The following is a 20,106-nucleotide window of genomic DNA, read 5'->3' as shown; positions in this document are numbered from 1 at the left end:
TGCGGGCAGCCGAAGTGACACTTTGGTCGTGAACTGTCTCATTTAGGCATGTCGATGCCTCATCTGGACAGCCAGCCTGTGACAACTGACCTAGTCTGCATAAGCCCTACCGGTTGGACGCCACCGACCGGGGGCTGGTGGCCGAGGCAGGAAAAGTGACGGGCGGCGCAAGCCAGCTTGTCTGCCTGTCGCCGGCCACGTGCCAAACCCCATGCCAGCCAGGAGCACGTCATGTCAGCCAATGCCAATCGCGGAGTCGTATACCAGGGAGCGGGGAAGGTGAGCGTCGAATCACTGGACTATCCGACCCTGGCGCTGGGAAATCGCAAGTGTGAACACGGGGTCATTCTCAAGGTCGTCTCGACCAATATCTGCGGCAGCGATCAGCACATGGTGCGTGGCCGCACCACGGCGCCGCAGGGCCTGGTACTGGGCCACGAGATCACCGGCCTGGTCGTCGAGGCCGGGCGCGATGTGGAATTCATCAAGGTCGGTGACATCGTCTCGGTCCCCTTCAACATTGCCTGCGGCCGCTGCCGCAACTGCAAGGAAGGCAAGACGGGGATCTGTCTGAACGTCAATCCGGCGCGTCCCGGCGCGGCCTACGGCTATGTCGACATGGGCGGCTGGACTGGCGGTCAGACAGATTACGTCATGGTGCCCTATGCCGACTTCAACCTGCTCAAGTTCCCGGACGCCGACCAGGCGATGGAGAAGATCCGTGACCTGACGCTGCTGTCCGATATCTTCCCCACTGGCTTCCACGGTTGTGTGACCGCGGGTGTCGGGCCGGGCTCCACGGTATATATCGCGGGTGCCGGGCCGGTCGGGCTGGCGGCGGCCGTGTCCGCCCAGCTGCTGGGGGCGGCCTGCGTCATCGTCGGCGACATGATTCCCGAGCGTTTGCAGCAGGCCGAGAGCTTCGGCTGCGAGACCATCGATCTGCGTCAGGAAGGCTCGATGGAAGACAAGGTCGAGGTGATTCTCGGCGAGCGCGAAGTGGATTGCTTCGTCGATTGCGTCGGCTTCGAGGCGCATGGCTGTGGTTGTGACCACGGCCGTGAGCAGCCGGCCACGGTGCTCAACTCGGCGATGGCGCTGACGCGTGCCGGCGGCCAGATCGGTATCCCCGGCCTCTATGTCACCGAAGACCCGGGCGCCGAGGATGAGGCCGCCAAGGTCGGGGCGCTGTCGATGCGCTTCGGGCTGGGCTGGGCCAAGTCCCACTCGCTGCACACGGGCCAGTGCCCGGTGATGAAGTATCACCGCCCGCTGATGCAGGCGATCCTGTTCGGGCGCGTCAATATCGCCGATGCGGTCAATGTGCAGGTCATCAGTCTGGAAGAAGCGCCGCAGGGCTATGCGGACTTCGATGGCGGCGCTGCCAAGAAATTCGTCATCGACCCCCACGCCATGGTGCGCAACGGCCGTGCCGCCTGATGCCATCACGGCCTGAATCCCGCCCGTAGCGGAGTTCTGTCGCCACAGACGACGCTGCCACGCCCTTTGCCGGGGCGTGGCAGCGTCGTCTTTTTTGAAGCGTGCCTGCCAGGCGGATGTTGCAGCCAGGCCCTTGTTGTCGAAGAGGCGCTGCGCTATACCGGTGGGCATATGAGGCCAGCGCGCTGCGCGTGGTGCTCTCCGCTCTGATGTATCTGCACAGGAATGCCCATGTCCGCTTCAGCGTCCACCATCGCCAATACCGCCAGCCTGATGCCGCAGCATGCCGATTTTTCCGACTGGCCCAATAGCCGCGACTGGCTGGCGCATCTGGTCAGCTTCAATACCGTGTCGCGCGAGTCGAATCTGGCGTTGATCCATTGCCTGCGCGACGCCCTGGAAGTGGTCGGTGTCAGTGCCGAGGTCATCCACAATGATGGCGGCGACAAGGCCAATCTGCTGGCGGTGATCGGGCCGGAAGTCGAGGGCGGCGTGGTGCTCTCCGGGCACACCGATGTGGTGCCGGTGGAGGGCCAGGCCTGGGACAGCGATCCCTTCACGCTGCGTGAGGCCGAGGGTCGCCTTCATGGGCGCGGTTCCGCCGACATGAAGGGCTTCATCGCCTGCTGCATGGCGGCGGTGCCGGCGCTGGTGAATGCCCAACGTGCGGGCACGCTGAAAAAGCCGGTGATTCTTGCCTTCTCCTATGACGAGGAGATCGGCTGTCTGGGCGCGCCGCGCATGATCGCACGCCTGCGTGACCGCCTGCCGCGTCCGGCGGCGGTGCTGGTGGGCGAGCCGACCATGATGGCGATCGTCGATGCTCACAAGGGCATTACCGATCTGCGCACCACGGTGACCGGCAAGCCGTCGCATTCCAGCCTGGTCTATCAGGGGGTGAGTGCCATCCATCTGGCGGCGCGCATGGTGACCTTCATCGAGGACCGCATGCAGGCGCGCATCGACTGCGGCCATCTGGACGAGCGCTTCGATGTGCCCCACGCCAGCCTGCACGTCGGGCGTATCGAGGGCGGCACGGCGGTCAACATCACCGCCGGGGAGTGCATCTTCGACTGGGAGCTGCGTCATCTGCCGGGCGAGGATGTCGAGGCGATGCTGGCGGAGATCGATGCCCACGCCGAGCGTCTGGTCGCCCCCTATCGTGAGCGGGCGCCAGAAGTGGCGATTCGTAGCGAACGCACGGTGGAAACGGTGCCGTCGCTGGGGCATGGCGATCGGGATCCGGCCATTCGCCTCTGCCAGCGTCTGCTGGGCGATGAGCGGGCCAGCGAGGCTGTGGCGTACACCACCGAGGCGGGCCAGTTCCAGAGCGAAGGCTGGCCGACGGTGGTCTGCGGGCCAGGCTCCATCGGGGTCGCGCACCAGGCCAATGAGTATATCGAGCTCAGCCAGCTGGCGGCCTGTGATCGCTTCCTGGCCCAGCTGGTGCGTGAGCAACAGGGCGGCTGAGGCTTTGTGTTGAGCCTGATGCACGACTGACACGTGCTCTCACAGCATGCCGGGGCGGGGCGTCTCCTGCTCCGGCATCGGGCGCAATGCCGTGGCACATTCCCGCAGCAGATGGTCGGTGAGCTTGTCCAGCGTGCTGCCACCGTGGCGCCAGTGATGCCAGTAAAGCGGCACATCGAGGGCATGGTTCGGCGCGATATCCACCAGCTCACCACTGGCCAGCAGATGCGCCGCCTGCTGCTCGGGAATCATGCCGTAGCCCATGCCGCTCAAGGCCAGGCGCACGAAACCTTCCGACGACGGGCAGAGATGGTGGGGGAAGGGCTCATCGAAGCCCATGGTCGACAATAGCCGGTGCTGCAGGCGGTCATCACGGCCATAGACGATGGCGGGCATGCTGCGCAGGGTCTCGGCCGGCAGAAGGGGCGGGATGGCGTGGCCTTTTTTCGCGATATGGCGCTGCACGAAGTCCGGGCTGGCCAGCGCCCGATAGCGCATGCTGCCCAGCGGGTGGGAGCGCGCACCCTGCACCGGGCGCGGCGTGGCACAGATGCAGCCCGCGACTTCCCCATCACGCATGCGCCTGAGCGCCACTTCCTGATCCTCCACCAGCATGTCCAGCAACAGGTCACGCTCGCGACAGAAACTGCCGGTGACGGTCGGCCACCAGGTGGCCAGCGAATCGGCATTGATGGCGATGCGCAGCCGCTGCTCGCTCTCGCCGAGGGCGGGAATCTGGTCGAGCAGGTCGTGCTCCAGCAGGCGCACCTGCTGGACATGATTGAGCAGGCGCCGCCCGAGCGGCGTCGGCCCCAGGCGTGGTGTACGCACTAGTACCGGCTGTCCCAGCCGTGCCTCCAGCAACTTGATGCGCTGCGAGACCGCTGACTGCGTCAGCCCCAGTGCTCGCGCCCCGCGTTCAAAGCCCGCCTGATCGATGACGGCCGCCAGTGCCTCCAGCAGTTTATAGTCCAGCATCAGTATTCCTTATGATCCATTCCCTGAATCAATTTCCTTGATGGATTCATCCTAGCGTACTCTGCCTGCCTCAGCACTGACAGCCGTGGCAGGCGTCGTCAGTCACGGCAACGACACGACGAAAGGACAGGCGATATGTGGTGGTCATTCTTCAATGGGGCAGGGGTAGGCGCAGGCTTGATCATCGCCATCGGGGCGCAGAACGCCTTCGTGCTGGGGCAGGGACTCAAGCGCGAGCATCAATGGTGGGTGGCGGGGCTCTGCGCGCTGTGTGATGGCGTGCTGATCATCGCCGGTGTGCTCGGGCTGGGGGCGCTGATGCAGCAGTCGCCGCTGTTGATGAGCATTGCCCGCTGGGGCGGGGTGGCGTTTCTGCTCTGGCAGGCACTCAAGGCGTTGGGGCGCATGCGCACTGGCGGCCAGCTGACGGCGAGCAATGCCCTCAAGGCCAATCTCGGCAAGGTGCTGGCGGCGACCTTGGCCGTCACGCTGCTCAACCCGCAGGTCTATCTGGATACGCTGGTGATGCTGGGCGCGATCGGCGCGCAGCAGCCGTCCCCGCAAAGCTTCATCGTCGGGGCGAGCCTGGCCTCCTTCGGCTGGTTCTTCGGCCTGGTGGCATGTGCCGGTTGGCTGGCGCCACGCCTGACCAGCCCGCGTGCCTGGCAGGTCATCGAGGCCTTCATCGCCACGATTCTGCTGTGGGTGGCCTGGCAGCTGGGCAGCGGTGCCTGGCTCTAGCGGCCAACGCAAGATGGGAAAGAGGCAACAGCAGGCGTGACGCGCCGATAGGTGTAAAGAAAGCATGACGCAGTGTCAGGCGCTGGCGGCAATGGGAATGCCCCGAGGGGGCAGTGTCGAGATGGCCGTCAGCGCCATGGCAGGGTTTCGTTACATGTCTGGCGTGAGAAGAGGCCGGACACGGCACCAATGAGGGCGCAAGGCGCATGGGCAGGGCGGCAGGCAAGGCATAGATTTCCGATAACGGAATCGGGACACGACAGGTGATCATCGCGATCCGTTCGCCTGTCGTGAAGGATGTTGCCCGCCTTTTCTCTACCTTGCCTGCCTTGTCGGCAGCCTGACTCAGGAGCCCCTCATGAACGCACCGGCGCGTATCGAACAGCACAATCCCATCGGCACGGACGGCTTCGAGTTCGTCGAATTCACGGCCCCGGATGCGGCCGGCATCGATGCCTTGCGCAAGTTGTTCAACCAGCTCGGATTTACCGAGACCCGTCGCCATCGCTCCAAGCAGGTGTTCCTGTTCCAACAGCACGGCATCAATGTGGTGCTCAACGCCGAGCCGAACAGCCCGGCGGCGGAATTCGCGGCGATCCACGGACCGAGTGCCTGTGCGATGGCCTGGCGCGTGGCGGATGCCGAGCAGGCGCATCGCTACGCCCTGGCGCACGGTGCGCGCAGCGTCGAGCATCCGGTCGGGCCGGGCGAGGTGGGCATCCCCGCGGTGCAAGGCATCGGCGGTTCGGTGCTGTACTTCGTGGACCATCACCGTGAGCGCTCGATCTACGATACCGACTTCGTCGCCATCGACGGCGCAATCGAGAATGCCAACAGTGTCGGCCTGCATACGCTGGATCACCTGACCCACAATGTCGGGCGTGGCCAGATGGATGTGTGGGCAGACTTCTATGCGCGTATCGCCAACTTCCGCGAGATCCGCTATTTCGATATCGAAGGCAAGATGACTGGGCTCTTCTCGCGCGCGATGACGGCACCGTGCGGCAAGATGCACATTCCCATCAACGAGTCAGCGGATGATGACTCCCAGATCGCGGAATTCATCCGCGAATACCATGGCGAGGGCATCCAGCATCTGGCGATGGCGACGGATGATATCCATGCCACCGTCAAGGCGCTCAAGGCCAATGGCGTCACCTTCCTGACCACGCCGGCCACCTATTATGAGAAGGTCGATGCGCGGGTGCCCAACCATGAAGAGAATGTCGAGGACCTCAAGGCATTGAATCTGCTGGTCGATGGCGCGCCGGGGGAGGGGATTCTGTTGCAGATCTTCACCGAGACGGTGATCGGACCGATCTTCTTCGAGATCATCCAGCGCAAGGGCAACGATGGTTTCGGCGAGGGCAACTTCAAGGCGCTGTTCGAATCCATCGAGGAAGACCAGATCCGCCGCGGCATCATCGGCGCCGAGTGATCCACCCATTCCGGCACGCCCTGATCACCGCGTGATCACGATGGTATCTTCAGCAACACGAAAGCCCCGCCGGTGATAGCCGACGGGGCTTTCGTGTTGCTGAAGTCTTGATTCAGGCAGTCAGGCTCAGGAGGTCGTCGGGACGCGCTGGTGATCGATCACCTGGCGCAGCACGAAGCTTGAATGCACGCCGGTCACACCTTCGATCCGCGTGATCTGCTTGAGCAGCAGGTCGTGATAGTCATCCATGTCCTTGACCACCACCTTGAGCTGGTAATCGGCTTCCTGGCCGGTGATCAGCAGGCATTCCATCACCTGGGGCAGCGAGGCGATGGTGTCCTCGAAGTTGGTGAAGCGCTCCGGGGTGTGGCGGTCCATCGAGATATGCAGCAACGCCATCAGGCTGAGGCCCAGCTTGCGGGCATCTATCTGGGCGCGGTAGCCGGTGATCATGCCGCTTTCTTCCAGCGCACGGACACGGCGCAGGCAAGGCGACGGTGACAGGCCAATGCGCTCCGCGAGTTCCTGATTGCTGATGCGACCCGAGTGCTGAAGCTCGTCAAGAATGCGACGGTCGAAGCGGTCCAGTGTCGGGAGAGGAATATTCTGGCTCATTTTCGCAATCCATTAGCGGTGAAGATGTGAATGGTGAAATAATCTGCTTTTAAGATGGCGATGTCATGTGGTTTTCGCAATCGTCCGCCCTGATATGCGGCATATACTGTAATCACTGCTCAGCGATGAAGACGCCCGTTCGGGTCGTGGCTGTCGCATGACACGACGCACGACACGAACGACAGACCTGAGCAGGATGAGCCACCGGCGCTGGCGACACGCCTCTTGCAACCGGTGAACGCGGAACGCAGTCGGCTTCTGATCGAAGCGAGGCTGCCGAAAGGGCTCTGGTGGTGATCCCACCGTCCTTCTCTTCGCGCTGGTGACCGTGATCCGGTCCCGGAGCTTGCGGCGGGCAGTGACGTTACGCTGCCCCCGACTTGCTTGCTTGCCCTGCTGACGGCAAGCTTTCGGATGCAAGGCCTTCACGCCTTCGTCATCTCACATTTACTCAGGCGCCCCGATTGGGACACTGTTGAGTGCGAAAGGTGCCATCGATCTCCCGTATCGGGCCTCGATTGCCGGTTTTTCGCACCCAGACCGCCAAGGACACGACCATGACTGCTGCATCCACGCCAAGTGCTGCCTTCGACCACACCAAATATCGCCCCGTGACCCCTGTTGCACTGACCGACCGCCAGTGGCCGTCGCGTACCGTGACCCAGGCGCCGCTATGGGCGAGTGTCGACCTGCGTGATGGCAATCAGGCGCTGCTCGAGCCGATGACGGTCGAGCAGAAGAAGCTGATGTGGAAGCTGCTGGTCAAGATCGGCCTCAAGGAGATCGAAGTCGGTTTCCCCTCCGCCAGTCAGCTCGATTTCGACTTCGTGCGCTGGTTGATCGAGGAAGACCAGGTCCCGGAAGGCGTCAGCATCCAGGTGCTGGTGCAGGCGCGTGAGCATCTGATCGCGCGTACCTTCGAATCGCTGGTCGGCGCGCGTGATGCCGTCGTTCACGTCTACAACTCCACCTCCACCGTGCAGCGTGAGCGGGTGTTCGAGATGGACCGTGACGGCATCAAGGCCATCGCCGTCGAGGGTGCACAGCTGGTCAAGGACTACGCCGAGCGCTACCCGGACACCAACTGGGTGTTCCAGTACTCGCCGGAGAGTTTCACCTCTACCGAGATGGATTACGCCGTCGAGGTATGTGAGGCGGTGATGGATGTCTGGCAGCCGACGCCGGAAAAACGCTGCATCCTCAACCTGCCGGCCACGGTGGAAGTGGGCCCGGCCAATCACTTCGCCGACCAGGTCGAGTACTTCATCAAGCACCTGAGCCGTCGTGACTGCGCGATCATCTCGCTGCACACCCACAACGACCGCGGTGGCGCCGCTGCCGCCGCCGAACTTGGCCTGCTGGCCGGCGCTGATCGCATCGAAGGCACCCTGCTGGGCAACGGTGAGCGCACCGGCAATATGGACCTGATCACCCTGGCGATGAACCTCTACAGCCAGGGCATCGATCCGGAGCTGGATCTCTCCAACCCGGACGAGATCATCCAGGTCTACACCGAGTGCACCAATCTGCCGGTTCACCCGCGTCACCCGTGGGTCGGCGAGCTGGTCTACACCGCCTTCTCCGGCAGTCACCAGGACGCCATCCGCAAGTGCCTCAAGAAGCAGCAGCCTGACGAGCCGTGGCAGGTCGCCTATCTGCCCATCGACCCGCAGGACCTGGGCCGCGACTTCCAGGCGGTGATCCGCGTCAACAGTCAGTCCGGCAAGGGTGGCATGGCCTTCCTGCTCGAGCGCGATCATGGCATCAGCCTGCCGCGCTGGATGAGCCTCGAGCTTGCGCCGCACGTGCAGAAGGCCAGCGAGCAGGTCAGTGGTGAGCTGTCCAGCGACCAGATTCGCGCGATTCTCGATGCCAGCTTCAAGCGTGAAGCGCCGCTGAGTCTCAAGGGCTATCGTCTGGATCGTGAAGGGGCCGAGCAGCTCACCGCGACACTGGTCGATGACAAGGGCGAGCAGATTGCGCTGGCCGGCGAAGGCAACGGTGCCATCTCCGCCTTCATGGATGCCTGGCAGCGTCACACCGGTTCCACCGTCAGCGTGGTGGACTACGGTGAGCACGCCCTCGGCGAAGGCAGCGATGCCGTCGCGGTGGCCTTCGTGATGCTCAACCTGGATGGCAAGCGTGTCTGCGGCATGGCCGAGGATGGCGATACCGTGAGCGCATCGCTCAAGGCCGTGCTGTCGGCGGTCAATCGCGGCCTGGAAAGCAGTGCACGCAGCGAAGCGGAACGTGCCGAGGAAGCCGGCCCGGTCGCTGTCTGACGACAACACGCCTCATGCATGACTGATCAGGGGCTTTTTTGCCTCTCTCGAGACCCTCGCTCATCAGAGCGGGGGTCTTTGCGTTTCGCGGCAGGGCAGAAGTTGTCCAGCTGGCGCTCACGCCCGCCGTTGCTGGGCTGACACGGGCAGGCTTGCGTGGAAAATACGTGTCATGCTCGCCAGGCCGCTATAGACTTTTGTCTGATGTTGACGGCTCAGTCAACATCCGGGCTTGCACCGGTGCCCACCCTGCGTATCATCGCTGCACCCGCATAATGATAACGATCTGGTGGCAGACCGGATTCGAGAACACAACAATTCCAAGCGGTGCAAAGGCAAACCCCCTGATTGAAGAGATAATGGATGCGTCCCCATCCCTGCTCTGATCGGGCATCGCCAGTGCACCTCTCGTTCAGGAGGTCCGCTAGAACAACCCACAACTACTCATCGGTATCGCATGATTCAACTTGATGCTATCACCACCCTGTTGCTGGCGGCGCTTGTCCTCGTCGTTGGCCATCTGATCGTCGAGCGCGTGCGCGTGCTGCGCGAATTCAATATCCCCGAGCCTGTGGTCGGCGGCCTCATCGCTACCATCATCGTCACCGGCCTGCGCGGCCTGGGTTACGAGTTCCAGTTCTTCGGCGGTCTCCAGACTCCCTTCATGTTGCTGTTCTTCGGCTCCGTCGGCCTGTCGGCAGACGTGCGCATGATTCGTGCCGGCGGCAGCAAGCTGGTGCTGTTCCTCGCGCTGGTCATCGGTCTGCTCATCCTGCAGAACCTGCTGGGTGTCGGTGTTGCCAGTCTGTTCGGTCTTGATCCGGTACTGGGTCTGCTCGGCGGTTCCATCACCATGTCCGGTGGCCACGGTACCGGCGCGGCATGGGCCAACGTCTTCGCCGACGAATATGGCATCAATGGCGCGATGGAAGTCGCGATGGCCTGTGCCACCTTCGGGCTGGTGTTCGGTTCCCTGATCGGTGGGCCGACGGCGCGTTTCCTGATCAATCGCATGAAGCGTGAAGGGCAGGACATCAACGCCCAGGTCAGCGATTCCGAATATGACGAGACGGAAGTCCAGCATCCGCTGAATACGTCCAATGCCCTGAAGACACTCTTCATGCTGCTGCTCGGGGTCGTCTGTGGCCAGCAGCTGCAGTCACTCACGTCGGGCACCGCCTTCTCGCTGCCGACCTTCGTGTGGGTGCTGTTCAGCTGTATCGTCATCGGCAACGTGGTGCGCGCCTTCGGCGACAAGCACCTCAATACCCACGCCGTGGATGTGCTGGGCAACATCAGCCTGTCCATTTTCCTCGCGCTGGCGCTGATGACGCTCAAGCTCTGGGATCTAGCCAATCTGGCACTGCCGATTCTGGCCATCCTGCTGGCACAGGTCGCGCTGGTGTTCCTCTACACCACCCAGGTCACCTTCCGCCTGATGGGCAAGAACTATGACGCTGCGGTACTGGTCGCGGGTAACTGTGGTTTCGGCATGGGTGCCACGCCGACGGCGATCGCCAACATGCAGGCGGTCACGCAGCACCACGGGCCGTCGCGTCTGGCCTTCATCATCGTGCCGGTGGTGGGGGGGTTCCTGATCGATATCGCCAACTCGCTGATCATCAAGGGCTTCCTCGGCTTCTTCTGAACATCACAGCAGGTGTCATGATGAGAAGTCGCAGAATCTGCCTGGCATGAACGACAACGCCGGACTCCATTGGAGTCCGGCGTTGTCGTTTCGGGGAGGCTGAGGCTTGCAGGTTTCCAGGGCTCAGGCTTCAAGGGCGGTGAGAAGCTCGTCAGGCGCTTGTGCTCTCGCCCTCGTTCTCACCTTCGCTTTCACCTTCGTTCTCTTCCAGGCCCCGCGTCAGCACTTGCCTCTACACCCACAGTGCCACGATCAGGCCATAGGCCAGCAGGGTGACGACCACGGTACCGGCCAGGTTCAGGAAGAAGCCGGCGCGCATCATGGTCTGGATCTTGAGGTGGCCGGTGGCGAACACGATGGCGTTGGGCGGAGTCGCCACCGGCATCATGAAGGCACAGCTGGCCGCGATGGCCGCCGGCACGGTGATCAGCAGCGGATCGATGTCCAGTGACAGCGCCAGTGCTCCCAGCAGCGGCAGGAAGGCAGCTGCCGTCGCGGTATTGGAGGTGACCTCGGTCAGGAAGATGATCACCACGACCACGATGGCGACCAGGCCGATGAGCGGCAGCACGCTGAACATCGATAGCTGGCCGGCGATCCACTCGGCGAGGCCCGAGCTCTTGATCACGCCCGCCAGTGCCAGACCACCCCCGAACAGCAGCAACACGCCCCAGGGCAGGTCACGCGCGTCTTCCCACACCAGCAGGCGGCGGCCGCGTGAGGTGCCGGAGGGAATGGCGAACAGGCCCACGCCGATGGCCATGGCGATGCCGGTGTCCGACAGCCAGGCAAGGCCCATCTGGTTGATCAGCGGACGGAACATCCACAGCAGGGCAGCCACCAGGAAGGCGACGCCGACACGTTTCTCGGCGCTGCTCATGGCGCCCAGTGCCTTGAGCTCACGGCTGATCATCTCGCCGCTGTCTGCCGTCTCGGACTTGAAGGAGAAGGGCGTGCGCGTCAGCCACCACCAGGTGATGGCGCACATGGCGATGGCGACCGGTAGGCCGACGACCATCCACTGGGCGAAGCCGATCTCGATGCCTTGATCGCTGGACAGGTAGCCTGCCAGCAGGGCATTGGGCGGCGTGCCGATCAGGGTCGCGATGCCGCCGAGGCTGGCGGAGTAGGCGATGCCCAGCAGCAGGGCGGCGGCGTAGCGCTTCAGTTCCGGGTCATTACTGTCGCGCTCATCCTGACCACTGGACATCAGGCTGACCACTGACATGCCGATGGGCAGCATCATGATGCTGGTGGCGGTGTTGGACACCCACATGCTGATGAAGCCGGTGGCGATCATGAAGCCGGCGATCTGGCGGCGCGGCGAGTGACCGGCAAGCTTCAGCGTATGCAGGGCCACGCGGCGATGCAGGTCCCAGCGCTGCATGGCGATCCCGAGCAGGAAGCCACCGAGGAACAGGTAGATGGTCGGGTTGGCATAGGCGGCGGTGGTGCTCTTGATGTCGTCGATGCCAAGCGCCGGCACCAGCACGATGGGCAGCAGCGAGGTCACCGGAATCGGCAGGGCCTCGGTGGCCCACCAGGTGGCCATCAGCAGGGCCAGGCCGACGCAGAACCAGGCGCTGTCCGGCATGTCACCCGGCGCCGGTGTCAGCCAGGTCAGCAGCAACAGGAGGGGTCCGAGTATCAGGCCGATGCGCGCCGCGAGTGGCGCTTGTGGCGGCGTAGTGGATTGATCAGCGACGTGATCGGGAGATTGCTCAGGCATGTCGACTCCAGAGAAGCCGGTCGGCGACTGGCTTCCTCATCATGGTGGTCATCGTGTTGTTGGTATGGGTCATGGTAGGTGATGGCGAGTTGTCGTATTGGTGTTATTCATTACATGTCGCGCATGTATCCCCGGTCGGGGTGACGTGCACGGCGTGTCATGTTGCCTGCCTTGTCAGAAAGTCGCTCGCGAGTCGATCAGCCGGGCGCTCAGGCGGCAAGGCGCGGCCATTGTCTCAGCATTGCGGCGCGGCTCAATAGCCTTCATTGCCTGTTTTGAAACTCCGGCAAGTGAAACCTTGACGCCGCGCAAGCGCGGCGCTTGATCCGAGGTGCTCACACCTCGGGCCAGGCCCTGTGTGACGCCATCTTGCACGGGTCAGGTTGCTGTCTGGCGACAGACGCTGTCGTTGGCTGTGGACTTGTGAGCGCAAGGGCTGGAAGGTAGGGTTAGCAGCCATGAACAGGGCCAGCGCAGGACAACTGCGTGGCCCACTGTCGCGTTACTTTCACAAGGAAGATGATTGATGATTCTGGTCACGGGTGGTGCAGGCTACATCGGCTCTCATACGGTATTGGCGCTCATGGAGGCCGGCCATCAGGTGCTGGTGCTGGACAACCTGTCCAATGCCAGTGAAGCCTCTCTTGCGCGTGTGGCGACGCTTGCCGGACGCGAAGTGCCGTTCGTCGAAGGGGATATCCGCAACGGCGCGCTGCTCGACAGCCTGTTCGAGCGTCACGATATCGAGGCCGTGGTCCACTTCGCCGGGCTCAAGGCGGTCGGCGAGAGCGTCGCCAAGCCGCTGGCCTATTACGACAACAACGTCAACGGCACCCTGGTGCTGTGTGACGCCATGGCGCGTGCCGGCGTCAAGCGTATCGTGTTCTCTTCCTCCGCCACCGTGTATGGCGATCCGGCCTCCACGCCTATCCGTGAAGACTTCCCGACTTCCGCGACCAACCCCTATGGCCGCTCCAAGCTGATGGTCGAGGAAGTGCTGCGCGACCTGGCCGTCGCGGATGACAGCTGGCGCATCGCGCTGCTGCGCTACTTCAATCCGGTGGGCGCTCATGAGTCCGGCACCATCGGTGAAGACCCCAACGGCATCCCCAACAACCTGGTGCCGTATATCAGCCAGGTCGCCGTGGGCCGCCTCGAGGAACTGGCCGTGTTCGGTGATGACTACCCGACGCCGGATGGCACCGGGGTGCGCGACTACATCCACGTCGTCGACCTGGCCGATGGCCACCTCAAGGCGCTGGATTACCTGGCCGGTGATGCGCGGGATGGCGTTCATACCTACAACCTGGGCACCGGGACCGGCTACAGCGTGCTGGACATGGTCAAGGCGTTCGAGAAGGCCAGCGGTCGTCCGGTGCCGTATCGCATCGCACCGCGTCGCGCCGGTGATATCGCCGAATGCTGGGCAGAGCCGGACAAGGCCTTCAACGAGCTGAAGTGGAAGGCCGAGCTGGGTCTCGACCGCATGATGGCCGACAGCTGGCGTTGGCAGTCACGCAACCCCAACGGCTATCGCAGTGCCTAAACCTGACACTGCAGGGTCAGTGCGCCGAAGTTGACCGAGCTTGAATTGACCGAGCTTGAGTTTACCGAGCTTGAGTTGACCAAGCTTGAATTGACCGAGCTTGAGTTGACGGCGCTTGTGTGAAGACCTCTCGAAGCGGTCGCGGGCAGCATCCGCGGCCGCTTTTGCGTATGATGACGGCGGGCCGAAGGGCCCGTGTCGACTCCTTCGAATTCTCTGCGAGACCCCCATGACCCAGTCTGATGTCACCCTCGATCTTGAACTGCTGACGGCCATTGAACAGCTTTGCCGTGAAGCGGGGCAGGCGATACTCGCCGTTGCCCGTGGGGGAGAGCTCGGCACGCGTGCCAAGGCGGATGACAGCCCCGTGACGGCGGCGGATATGGCGGCGCATCATGTGCTGGTCGAGGGGCTGGCCCGCCTGACGCCGCAGATTCCGGTGCTCTCGGAGGAGAGCGACAAGGCCGATATCGCGGCGCGGCGTGACTGGCAGACCTTCTGGCTGGTCGACCCGCTGGATGGCACGCGTGAATTCGTCACCGGCAGCGGTGAATACACCGTCAACGTGGCACTGATCCAGGGTTCGCGCAGCGTGCTGGGCGTGGTGGATGCGCCGGTGCTGGAGACGACCTGGAGCGGGCTCGCCGGTGTGGGGGCCTTCCGGGAAGACGCCACCGGGCGTGTCGCGATCACGGTCAGCCCGGAGCCTGAGGTATTGAGAGTCGTGGCCAGCAAGTCGCATCTCGATGCGCGCACGGCGGCGCTGATCGAGCGACTGACACCGGTGGAGAACGTCAGCTGTGGCAGCTCGCTCAAGTTCTGTCGCATCGCGGAAGGCAATGCGGATCTCTATCCGCGCTACGCGCCGACCAGCGAGTGGGACACCGCGGCGGCCCAGGCCGTGTTGGAAGCGGCCGGCGGCCAGGTCTTCGATGCCGAGTCATTGCCCGCACAGCCGCGTCGTCTGGACTACAACGCCCGCGATACGCTGGTGAATCCCTTCTTCATCGCCTGTGGCCAAGCGGATGGTCGCTGGCGCCAGGCGCTGGACGTCTGAGGGTGGCCGGGGCTCGACGGCTCGTGCATCTGCTGGCTCGCGTAAGGGCTGAAGCGTTCATGCCGTTGCGGGGACGTTCATGAAGGGCCTGCTGCAGCGCCTCGTCCGTCGCCTGTTTGCGCGCAGCGATCAGGCGAGCAAGCGGGCCGGGGTGATCTCCGCCATCACGCTGGCCCTGCTGGCGAGTCTGGTGCCGTTGATCTATCACGGCCTGCTCGAGGGCGGCCTGATCCTGCTCGGCAATCTGTTGCTGTGGCCGTGTCTGCTGGCGGCGCTGCATCGTCCGCGCTGGCGTTGGCCGGCGCTGGGGCTGATGGCGGCGCTGGGCGTCAATCTCTCCGCAAGCGTGGTCAGCGCCGTCTATTACGATTCCCGCTATGGGCTGGCCTTTGCGCTCAGCTCGCTGGATACCAGCCGCAGCGAATCGATGGCGATGCTGTTCAAGTTTCCGCTGGCCCTGATCGTTCCGCTGGGGTTCTTCCTGCTGGCGCTGTCACTGGGCAATCGCTTCGGAGCGGGGCTGGCTCGCGCCCGGCTGGGCGGGCGCAGCGGAATCGCCTTCGTGCTCTGGATGCTGATGCTGCTGGCCGGCAGCTGGCAGTGGGGGCGGGCCAGCGTGCCGTTGGCCATCACGACGCTGTCGGTCTCGCCGGGCTGGAACCTGGCCACCACCTCGCATGCCTGGTGGGAGAAGGAGCGCTACAAGGCGCTGATGGCGGATGACTATGATTTCGGTGGCGTCTCGCGCAGCCCCGAGGTGTCGGATGACGCCGTCTTCGTCCTGATCATCGGCGAATCCCAGCGCCGCGATCAGCTGTCGCTGTATGGCTATTCCCGCGCCACGACGCCGAATCTCGATGCGCGTCGCGACGAGTTGGTGGTCTTCGATCAGGCCATCGCGCCGGCGCCGCAGACCGTGCTGGCGGTACCGATGCTGGCCAGCCTGACCGACCCGCGGACCTTCTCGCCGCGCTACCTGGACGCCAATCTGATCTCGCTGGCCAATCAGGCCGGCTATCATACCGAGTGGCTGTCGCGCCAGGGGCTTGATATCACTTCCGAGCGCACCTGGATCACCGCCATCGCCCAGCGTGCCGATGTCGCTCGCACCATCATGACCGACTATGACGATGGCTTGCTGGATGCACTGGATGAGGCGCTGGCGCGCGAGGTCGAGGGGCCGCGGCTGATCGTGCTGCATCTCTACGGCAGTCACCCGCCGGCCAGCCTGCAGTACCCGGATTCACTGCGCTATTTCCTGACCCCGGACAGCCGCTCGCCGCTGACCGATGCCTACGATGACAGCATCCGCTTCACGGATCAGGTGATCGAGGGTGTCTTCCAGCGCCTCGAAGGACGACCCGCTGGCGTGCTCTATCTATCGGACCACGGCCTCGAGCATGACCCGCTCAGTGACGCCTATGTGCATGGCGGTGACCGCCCCAGTCAGGCGCCGTACCGCATTCCGCTGTGGCTGTGGCAGACGGGGCAGGCGCCCAATCCCGCGCGCGAGCTGACGCGCCTGCGCTCGCACGCCGATGAGCCTTTCGCCAGTTTTGACCTGCCCTATCTGGCCAGCGACTGGCTGGGCATCCGTTTCTCCGGTGACAAGCCGTGCCTGTCGCCCTGGGCGGTCTGCTATCAGCCGCGTGAGCGTCATCCGGTGCTGGACCAGCTGGGACGATTGAACTTCTATGAAGCCCTGCCGTCGGACTTTCTTTCCCGACCTCTCGCGCCGGGTGCCGAAGAGCTCGAGGAAGCGGTCGAGGCGACCACCGAGCTGCTGGAGCGTCCGGAGTTCATGTCCGGGCAGGGCGCGAAACGCGACGGGCAAGCCCCACAACCGGATTCCCGCGTGACGCCGTCAGAGGATTCATCGGCGTTCACCTTGTCACCTGCTTCATTACCTTCAGAAACCCTCAAGGACTGACATGAAAATCACTGTCTTCGGAACAGGCTACGTAGGCCTGGTGACTGGCACCTGTCTGGCCGATGTCGGCCATGACGTGATCTGCATGGACGTTGATGCGGCCAAGATCGATGGCCTCAAGCAAGGCGAGATCCCCATCTTCGAGCCGGGGCTGGAGAGCATGGTGCTGCGCAATGTCGAGGCCGGCCGTCTCAACTTCACCACTGACGCGCGTGAAGCCGTCGAGCATGGCGTGCTGCAGTTCATCGCCGTGGGCACACCGCCGGACGAAGACGGCAGCGCCGATCTCAAGTACGTGCTTGCGGTGGCCGGCACCATCGGCGAGCACATGAATGACTACAAGGTCATCATCGACAAGTCCACCGTGCCGGTGGGCACGGCGGATCGTGTCACGGCGCGAGTCGCCGAAGTGCTTGCCGAGCGCGGCGAACGTGTCGACTTCGATGTCTGCTCCAACCCGGAATTTCTCAAGGAAGGCGCGGCGCTGGAGGACTTCACGCGTGGCGCGCGCATCGTGGTCGGCACCGATTCCGAGAAGGTGCGTGAGCGCATGCGCGAATGCTACGCGCCTTACAACCGCAACCATGAAAAGCTGATGTTCATGGACGTGCGCGCCGCCGAGCTGACCAAGTACGCCGCCAACGCCATGCTGGCGACCAAGATCAGCTTCATGAACGAGATCTCCAATCTGGCCGAGCGCCTGGGCGCGGACATCGAGGAAGTGCGTCGCGGCATCGGCAGTGATCCGCGTATCGGTTACCACTTCATCTATCCGGGCTGTGGTTATGGTGGCTCCTGCTTCCCGAAGGACGTCCAGGCGCTGGCACGTACTGCCAGCCAGATCGGCTATGAAGCCGAGTTGCTGACCGCCGTGGAATCCGTCAACAAGCGCCAGAAGGTCACCCTGTTCGACAAGCTGTCGCGGGCCTTCGATGGCGACCTCAAGGGCAAGACCATCGCCGTCTGGGGGCTGGCCTTCAAGCCCAACACCGATGACATGCGCGATGCGCCGAGTCGCACGCTGATGGAAGCGCTGTGGGCCGCTGGTGCGACCGTGCAGGCCTATGACCCGGAAGCGATGAAGGAATGCCGCCGCATCTACGGCGAGCGTGATGAGCTGGTGCTGGTCGCGGACCGTCAGCAGGCGGTCAAGGGCGCCGATGCGCTGGTGGTGTGCACCGAGTGGAAGGAATTCCGCACCTTGGATGGCGAGTGGCTTAAATCCCAGCTTGGCTTCCCGGTGGTGGTCGATGGCCGCAACCTGTTCGAGCCTGCCGCCATGAAGGCCGCCGGCCTGATGTACTACGCGGTCGGCCGCGGTGACTCCATGCGCCGTGTGCAGGAGGCGTCGTGAGCACTGGTGCAGGCAAGCTGGCCGCGATCGCCATTCGTCAGGTCGAGAAGAACACCGGTGCCAGCCGCAATGCCTTCGAGCAGGCGGATGCGTTGCGCGCGCTGGGCTATCGCGTGGTGATTCTCGCCGAGCGCGGCAAGCCTGAACTGGCTCGCGCCCACGGCGCGGAGCTGGTGCGCCTGTGGCGCTGGCCCTTCAAGGGGGCGTATCGACGTTTCTGGTTCAATCGCCGTGTTCAGGCCTGGGCCAGCCGTCATGCGCCCGACCTGCTGATCAGCCATGGTGACTGCGAAAGCCCGGATACCGTCTATCTGCACAATTGCGTGCACCTTGCCTCGCAGTGCATCCATGGCCGTGAGCTGCCTCGCGACCACGAAGTGGCGGCGATTCATGATCACGTGCTCAAGGGTGGCAAGTTCCGTCAGGTTGCGGTCAATTCGCGCATGATGGGCGAGGACCTGATGGCGCGCTACGGTATCGCGCCTGAGCGGATCGAGATCAGCTACCCGGGCTATGACCCGGTGCAATTCACGGTCGAGCGCGCGCGCGCAGGGCGCACCGCCCAGCGTGAGGCATTGGGCGTGGCTGAGGATGAGCTGCTGGTCGGTCTGGTGTCGTCCGGCAACTTCACCAAGCGCAACGTGGCCGGGTTCGTGGCGATGGCAGCGCTGATGGAGCAGGCCTCACCGGGCCGCTATCGCTTCCTGGTGGTAGGCAAGGATGATGCCGCGCCTTACCAGCAGCAGGCCAGGGAGGCGGGCATCGCCGAGCGCATGATCTGGCGCTCGACCATCCCGGAAGTCGAGACGCTCTATGGTGCGCTGGACCTGTTCGTGATGCCGGCCCATATCGAGGAGTTCGGGCGTGTCGCGCTGGAGGCGATGGCCTGTGGTGCGCCGGTGCTGCTCAATGCGCGGGTTGGCTCGGCTGAGCTGCTCGATGACCACCCTGAGCTGGTCATGGCGGCAGAGTCCACGCCACAGCAGTGGGCCGAGCGCTGCACCCATCTGCTCGAGAGCGACACGCAGGCGCTGAGCGCTGCGCTGGCCAGTCTGGCACGCAATTACTCGCATCAGGCGCAGAATCTCAAGCTCAAGGCCAGCTTCGAGGCCTTGATGGCGGGGCGGTGAAGATCTGCGCTGACAGATTGATCGCTCGCGTGCCGGACGAAGCATGAGTGCGACAGAGAAAAGCGTGCAAGAGTGAATGACGCGACTGGCCCCGTATCCCTGATGCGGGGCCTTTTGTTGACGCAAGGGGTGGGCGAGGGCGGGCTGCGTGGTCATCGGTCGCAGTGCCCCGCCTTGGGTGTCGCGTGTGCAGTCCCTATACTCATGGCTTGTTTACCGCAGGAGAAAGGCATGTCCCTGACTATCAGCATCATTCTGGCCGTCATCGCGATCATCATCATCGCGGGATTGGCGTTCTATGCCCTCAAGCTGCGCCGCGAGGTCAAGGTGCGTGAGGCGCGTCGTGAGCAAGAGCTCATCCAGGCGCGCGCCAACTGTCTGGAAAGCCTCGAAGCCATCGCACGCGCCATGCAGGCCGGGCAGGTCGACATGGTGGAAGGCGGTCTGCGCTGCAAGGTGTTGATCGAGATTCTCGATACCAGTTTGGCCGAAGATGACGTGCTCTCGGTCTTCGGTGTACTGCATGGGCGGGTATCACACCTGCACACCCATTCGGCGCGCAAGGAGCTGTCGCCGCGTGAACGCCTTGCCGAAGACAAGGAGCGCATCGCCGTCGAGGAAGCGCTGGCGGAGCCGCTGCAGCTGGCGGCGAGTCGCGTGCTGAGCAACATGGAGTTCTGGCATCAGCATTACCTGGGGCGCAAGCGTCCCGCTTCGCCAGCAGATCTGGGGCAGGCCGTCTGATGAG

At 63.7% G+C, this 20,106-nt stretch carries 15 protein-coding genes; 12 read left to right on the top strand and 3 right to left on the bottom strand.

The features are described from left to right. Nucleotides 1-231: 231 nt before the first annotated feature. Nucleotides 232-1,440, top strand: coding sequence for a formaldehyde dehydrogenase, glutathione-independent (gene fdhA / locus H2O77_RS12570; RefSeq protein WP_054555477.1), 1,209 nt, complete (start codon nucleotides 232-234; stop codon nucleotides 1,438-1,440). A 231-nt stretch (nucleotides 1,441-1,671) separates the two neighbouring features. Next, nucleotides 1,672-2,910 (top strand): acetylornithine deacetylase, encoded by a 1,239-nt coding sequence (gene argE / locus H2O77_RS12565; RefSeq protein WP_240548601.1) that lies wholly within the window; start codon nucleotides 1,672-1,674, stop codon nucleotides 2,908-2,910. Between the two features lie 39 nt (nucleotides 2,911-2,949). Here the strand turns inward: argE and H2O77_RS12560 are convergent, their stop codons facing one another. Continuing rightward, nucleotides 2,950-3,888: a LysR family transcriptional regulator ArgP gene (locus H2O77_RS12560; RefSeq protein ID WP_215823224.1), complete on the bottom strand. Its 939-nt coding sequence runs from the start codon at nucleotides 3,886-3,888 to the stop codon at nucleotides 2,950-2,952. A gap of 135 nt (nucleotides 3,889-4,023) precedes the next feature. Here H2O77_RS12560 and H2O77_RS12555 point away from each other — a divergent pair, with 135 nt between their 5' ends. Next, nucleotides 4,024-4,629 (top strand): LysE/ArgO family amino acid transporter, encoded by a 606-nt coding sequence (locus tag H2O77_RS12555; protein ID WP_043331275.1) that lies wholly within the window; start codon nucleotides 4,024-4,026, stop codon nucleotides 4,627-4,629. 358 nt (nucleotides 4,630-4,987) lie between these two features. Next, entirely contained in the window at nucleotides 4,988-6,067 is a 1,080-nt protein-coding gene (gene hppD, locus H2O77_RS12550) for a 4-hydroxyphenylpyruvate dioxygenase (protein WP_153636268.1), read from the top strand. A 126-nt stretch (nucleotides 6,068-6,193) separates the two neighbouring features. Here the strand turns inward: hppD and H2O77_RS12545 are convergent, their stop codons facing one another. Next, nucleotides 6,194-6,682, bottom strand: a complete 489-nt coding sequence (locus H2O77_RS12545; protein ID WP_043331273.1) for an Lrp/AsnC family transcriptional regulator — start codon at nucleotides 6,680-6,682, stop codon at nucleotides 6,194-6,196. Nucleotides 6,683-7,239: 557 nt separating this feature from the next. Between H2O77_RS12545 and H2O77_RS12540 the strand changes: the two genes are divergently transcribed. Together H2O77_RS12540 and gltS are read left to right on the top strand one after the other, a co-directional pair. After that, on the top strand, nucleotides 7,240-8,964 hold the full coding sequence (locus H2O77_RS12540; RefSeq protein WP_043331272.1) for a 2-isopropylmalate synthase: 1,725 nt from the start codon (nucleotides 7,240-7,242) through the stop codon (nucleotides 8,962-8,964). A 457-nt stretch (nucleotides 8,965-9,421) separates the two neighbouring features. After that, a complete protein-coding gene (gene gltS, locus H2O77_RS12535; protein ID WP_043331271.1) occupies nucleotides 9,422-10,612 on the top strand; it encodes a sodium/glutamate symporter in 1,191 nt (396 codons plus the stop codon). 232 nt (nucleotides 10,613-10,844) lie between these two features. Here gltS and H2O77_RS12530 read toward each other — a convergent pair whose 3' ends face one another. Then, nucleotides 10,845-12,341, bottom strand: coding sequence for an SLC13 family permease (locus tag H2O77_RS12530; RefSeq protein WP_215823223.1), 1,497 nt, complete (start codon nucleotides 12,339-12,341; stop codon nucleotides 10,845-10,847). 523 nt (nucleotides 12,342-12,864) lie between these two features. On the opposite strand from H2O77_RS12530, the gene galE reads away from it, so the two are divergent. The 6 genes from galE to H2O77_RS12500 all read left to right on the top strand — a co-directional run bounded on the left by galE (nucleotide 12,865) and on the right by H2O77_RS12500 (nucleotide 20,102). After that, nucleotides 12,865-13,887, top strand: coding sequence for a UDP-glucose 4-epimerase GalE (gene galE, locus H2O77_RS12525; RefSeq protein ID WP_054555473.1), 1,023 nt, complete (start codon nucleotides 12,865-12,867; stop codon nucleotides 13,885-13,887). 229 nt (nucleotides 13,888-14,116) lie between these two features. Then, entirely contained in the window at nucleotides 14,117-14,944 is an 828-nt protein-coding gene (cysQ, locus tag H2O77_RS12520) for a 3'(2'),5'-bisphosphate nucleotidase CysQ (protein ID WP_107336293.1), read from the top strand. 79 nt (nucleotides 14,945-15,023) lie between these two features. Next, nucleotides 15,024-16,874, top strand: a complete 1,851-nt coding sequence (locus tag H2O77_RS12515; RefSeq protein ID WP_215823222.1) for a phosphoethanolamine transferase — start codon at nucleotides 15,024-15,026, stop codon at nucleotides 16,872-16,874. Nucleotide 16,875: 1 nt separating this feature from the next. Continuing rightward, nucleotides 16,876-18,228: a UDP-glucose/GDP-mannose dehydrogenase family protein gene (locus H2O77_RS12510; RefSeq protein WP_215823221.1), complete on the top strand. Its 1,353-nt coding sequence runs from the start codon at nucleotides 16,876-16,878 to the stop codon at nucleotides 18,226-18,228. Then, a complete protein-coding gene (locus tag H2O77_RS12505; RefSeq protein WP_215823220.1) occupies nucleotides 18,225-19,358 on the top strand; it encodes a glycosyltransferase family 4 protein in 1,134 nt (377 codons plus the stop codon). The genes H2O77_RS12510 and H2O77_RS12505 overlap by 4 nt, the downstream gene beginning before the upstream one ends. A gap of 231 nt (nucleotides 19,359-19,589) precedes the next feature. Further along, nucleotides 19,590-20,102, top strand: a complete 513-nt coding sequence (locus tag H2O77_RS12500) for a DUF2489 domain-containing protein (RefSeq protein WP_082388255.1) — start codon at nucleotides 19,590-19,592, stop codon at nucleotides 20,100-20,102. Nucleotides 20,103-20,106 lie beyond the last annotated feature (4 nt).

The sequence above is a fragment of the Cobetia sp. 4B genome, assembly GCF_018831605.1.
Taxonomy (GTDB): Bacteria; Pseudomonadota; Gammaproteobacteria; order Pseudomonadales; family Halomonadaceae; genus Cobetia; species Cobetia amphilecti.
This window is presented reverse-complemented; position numbering and strand designations above follow the sequence as displayed.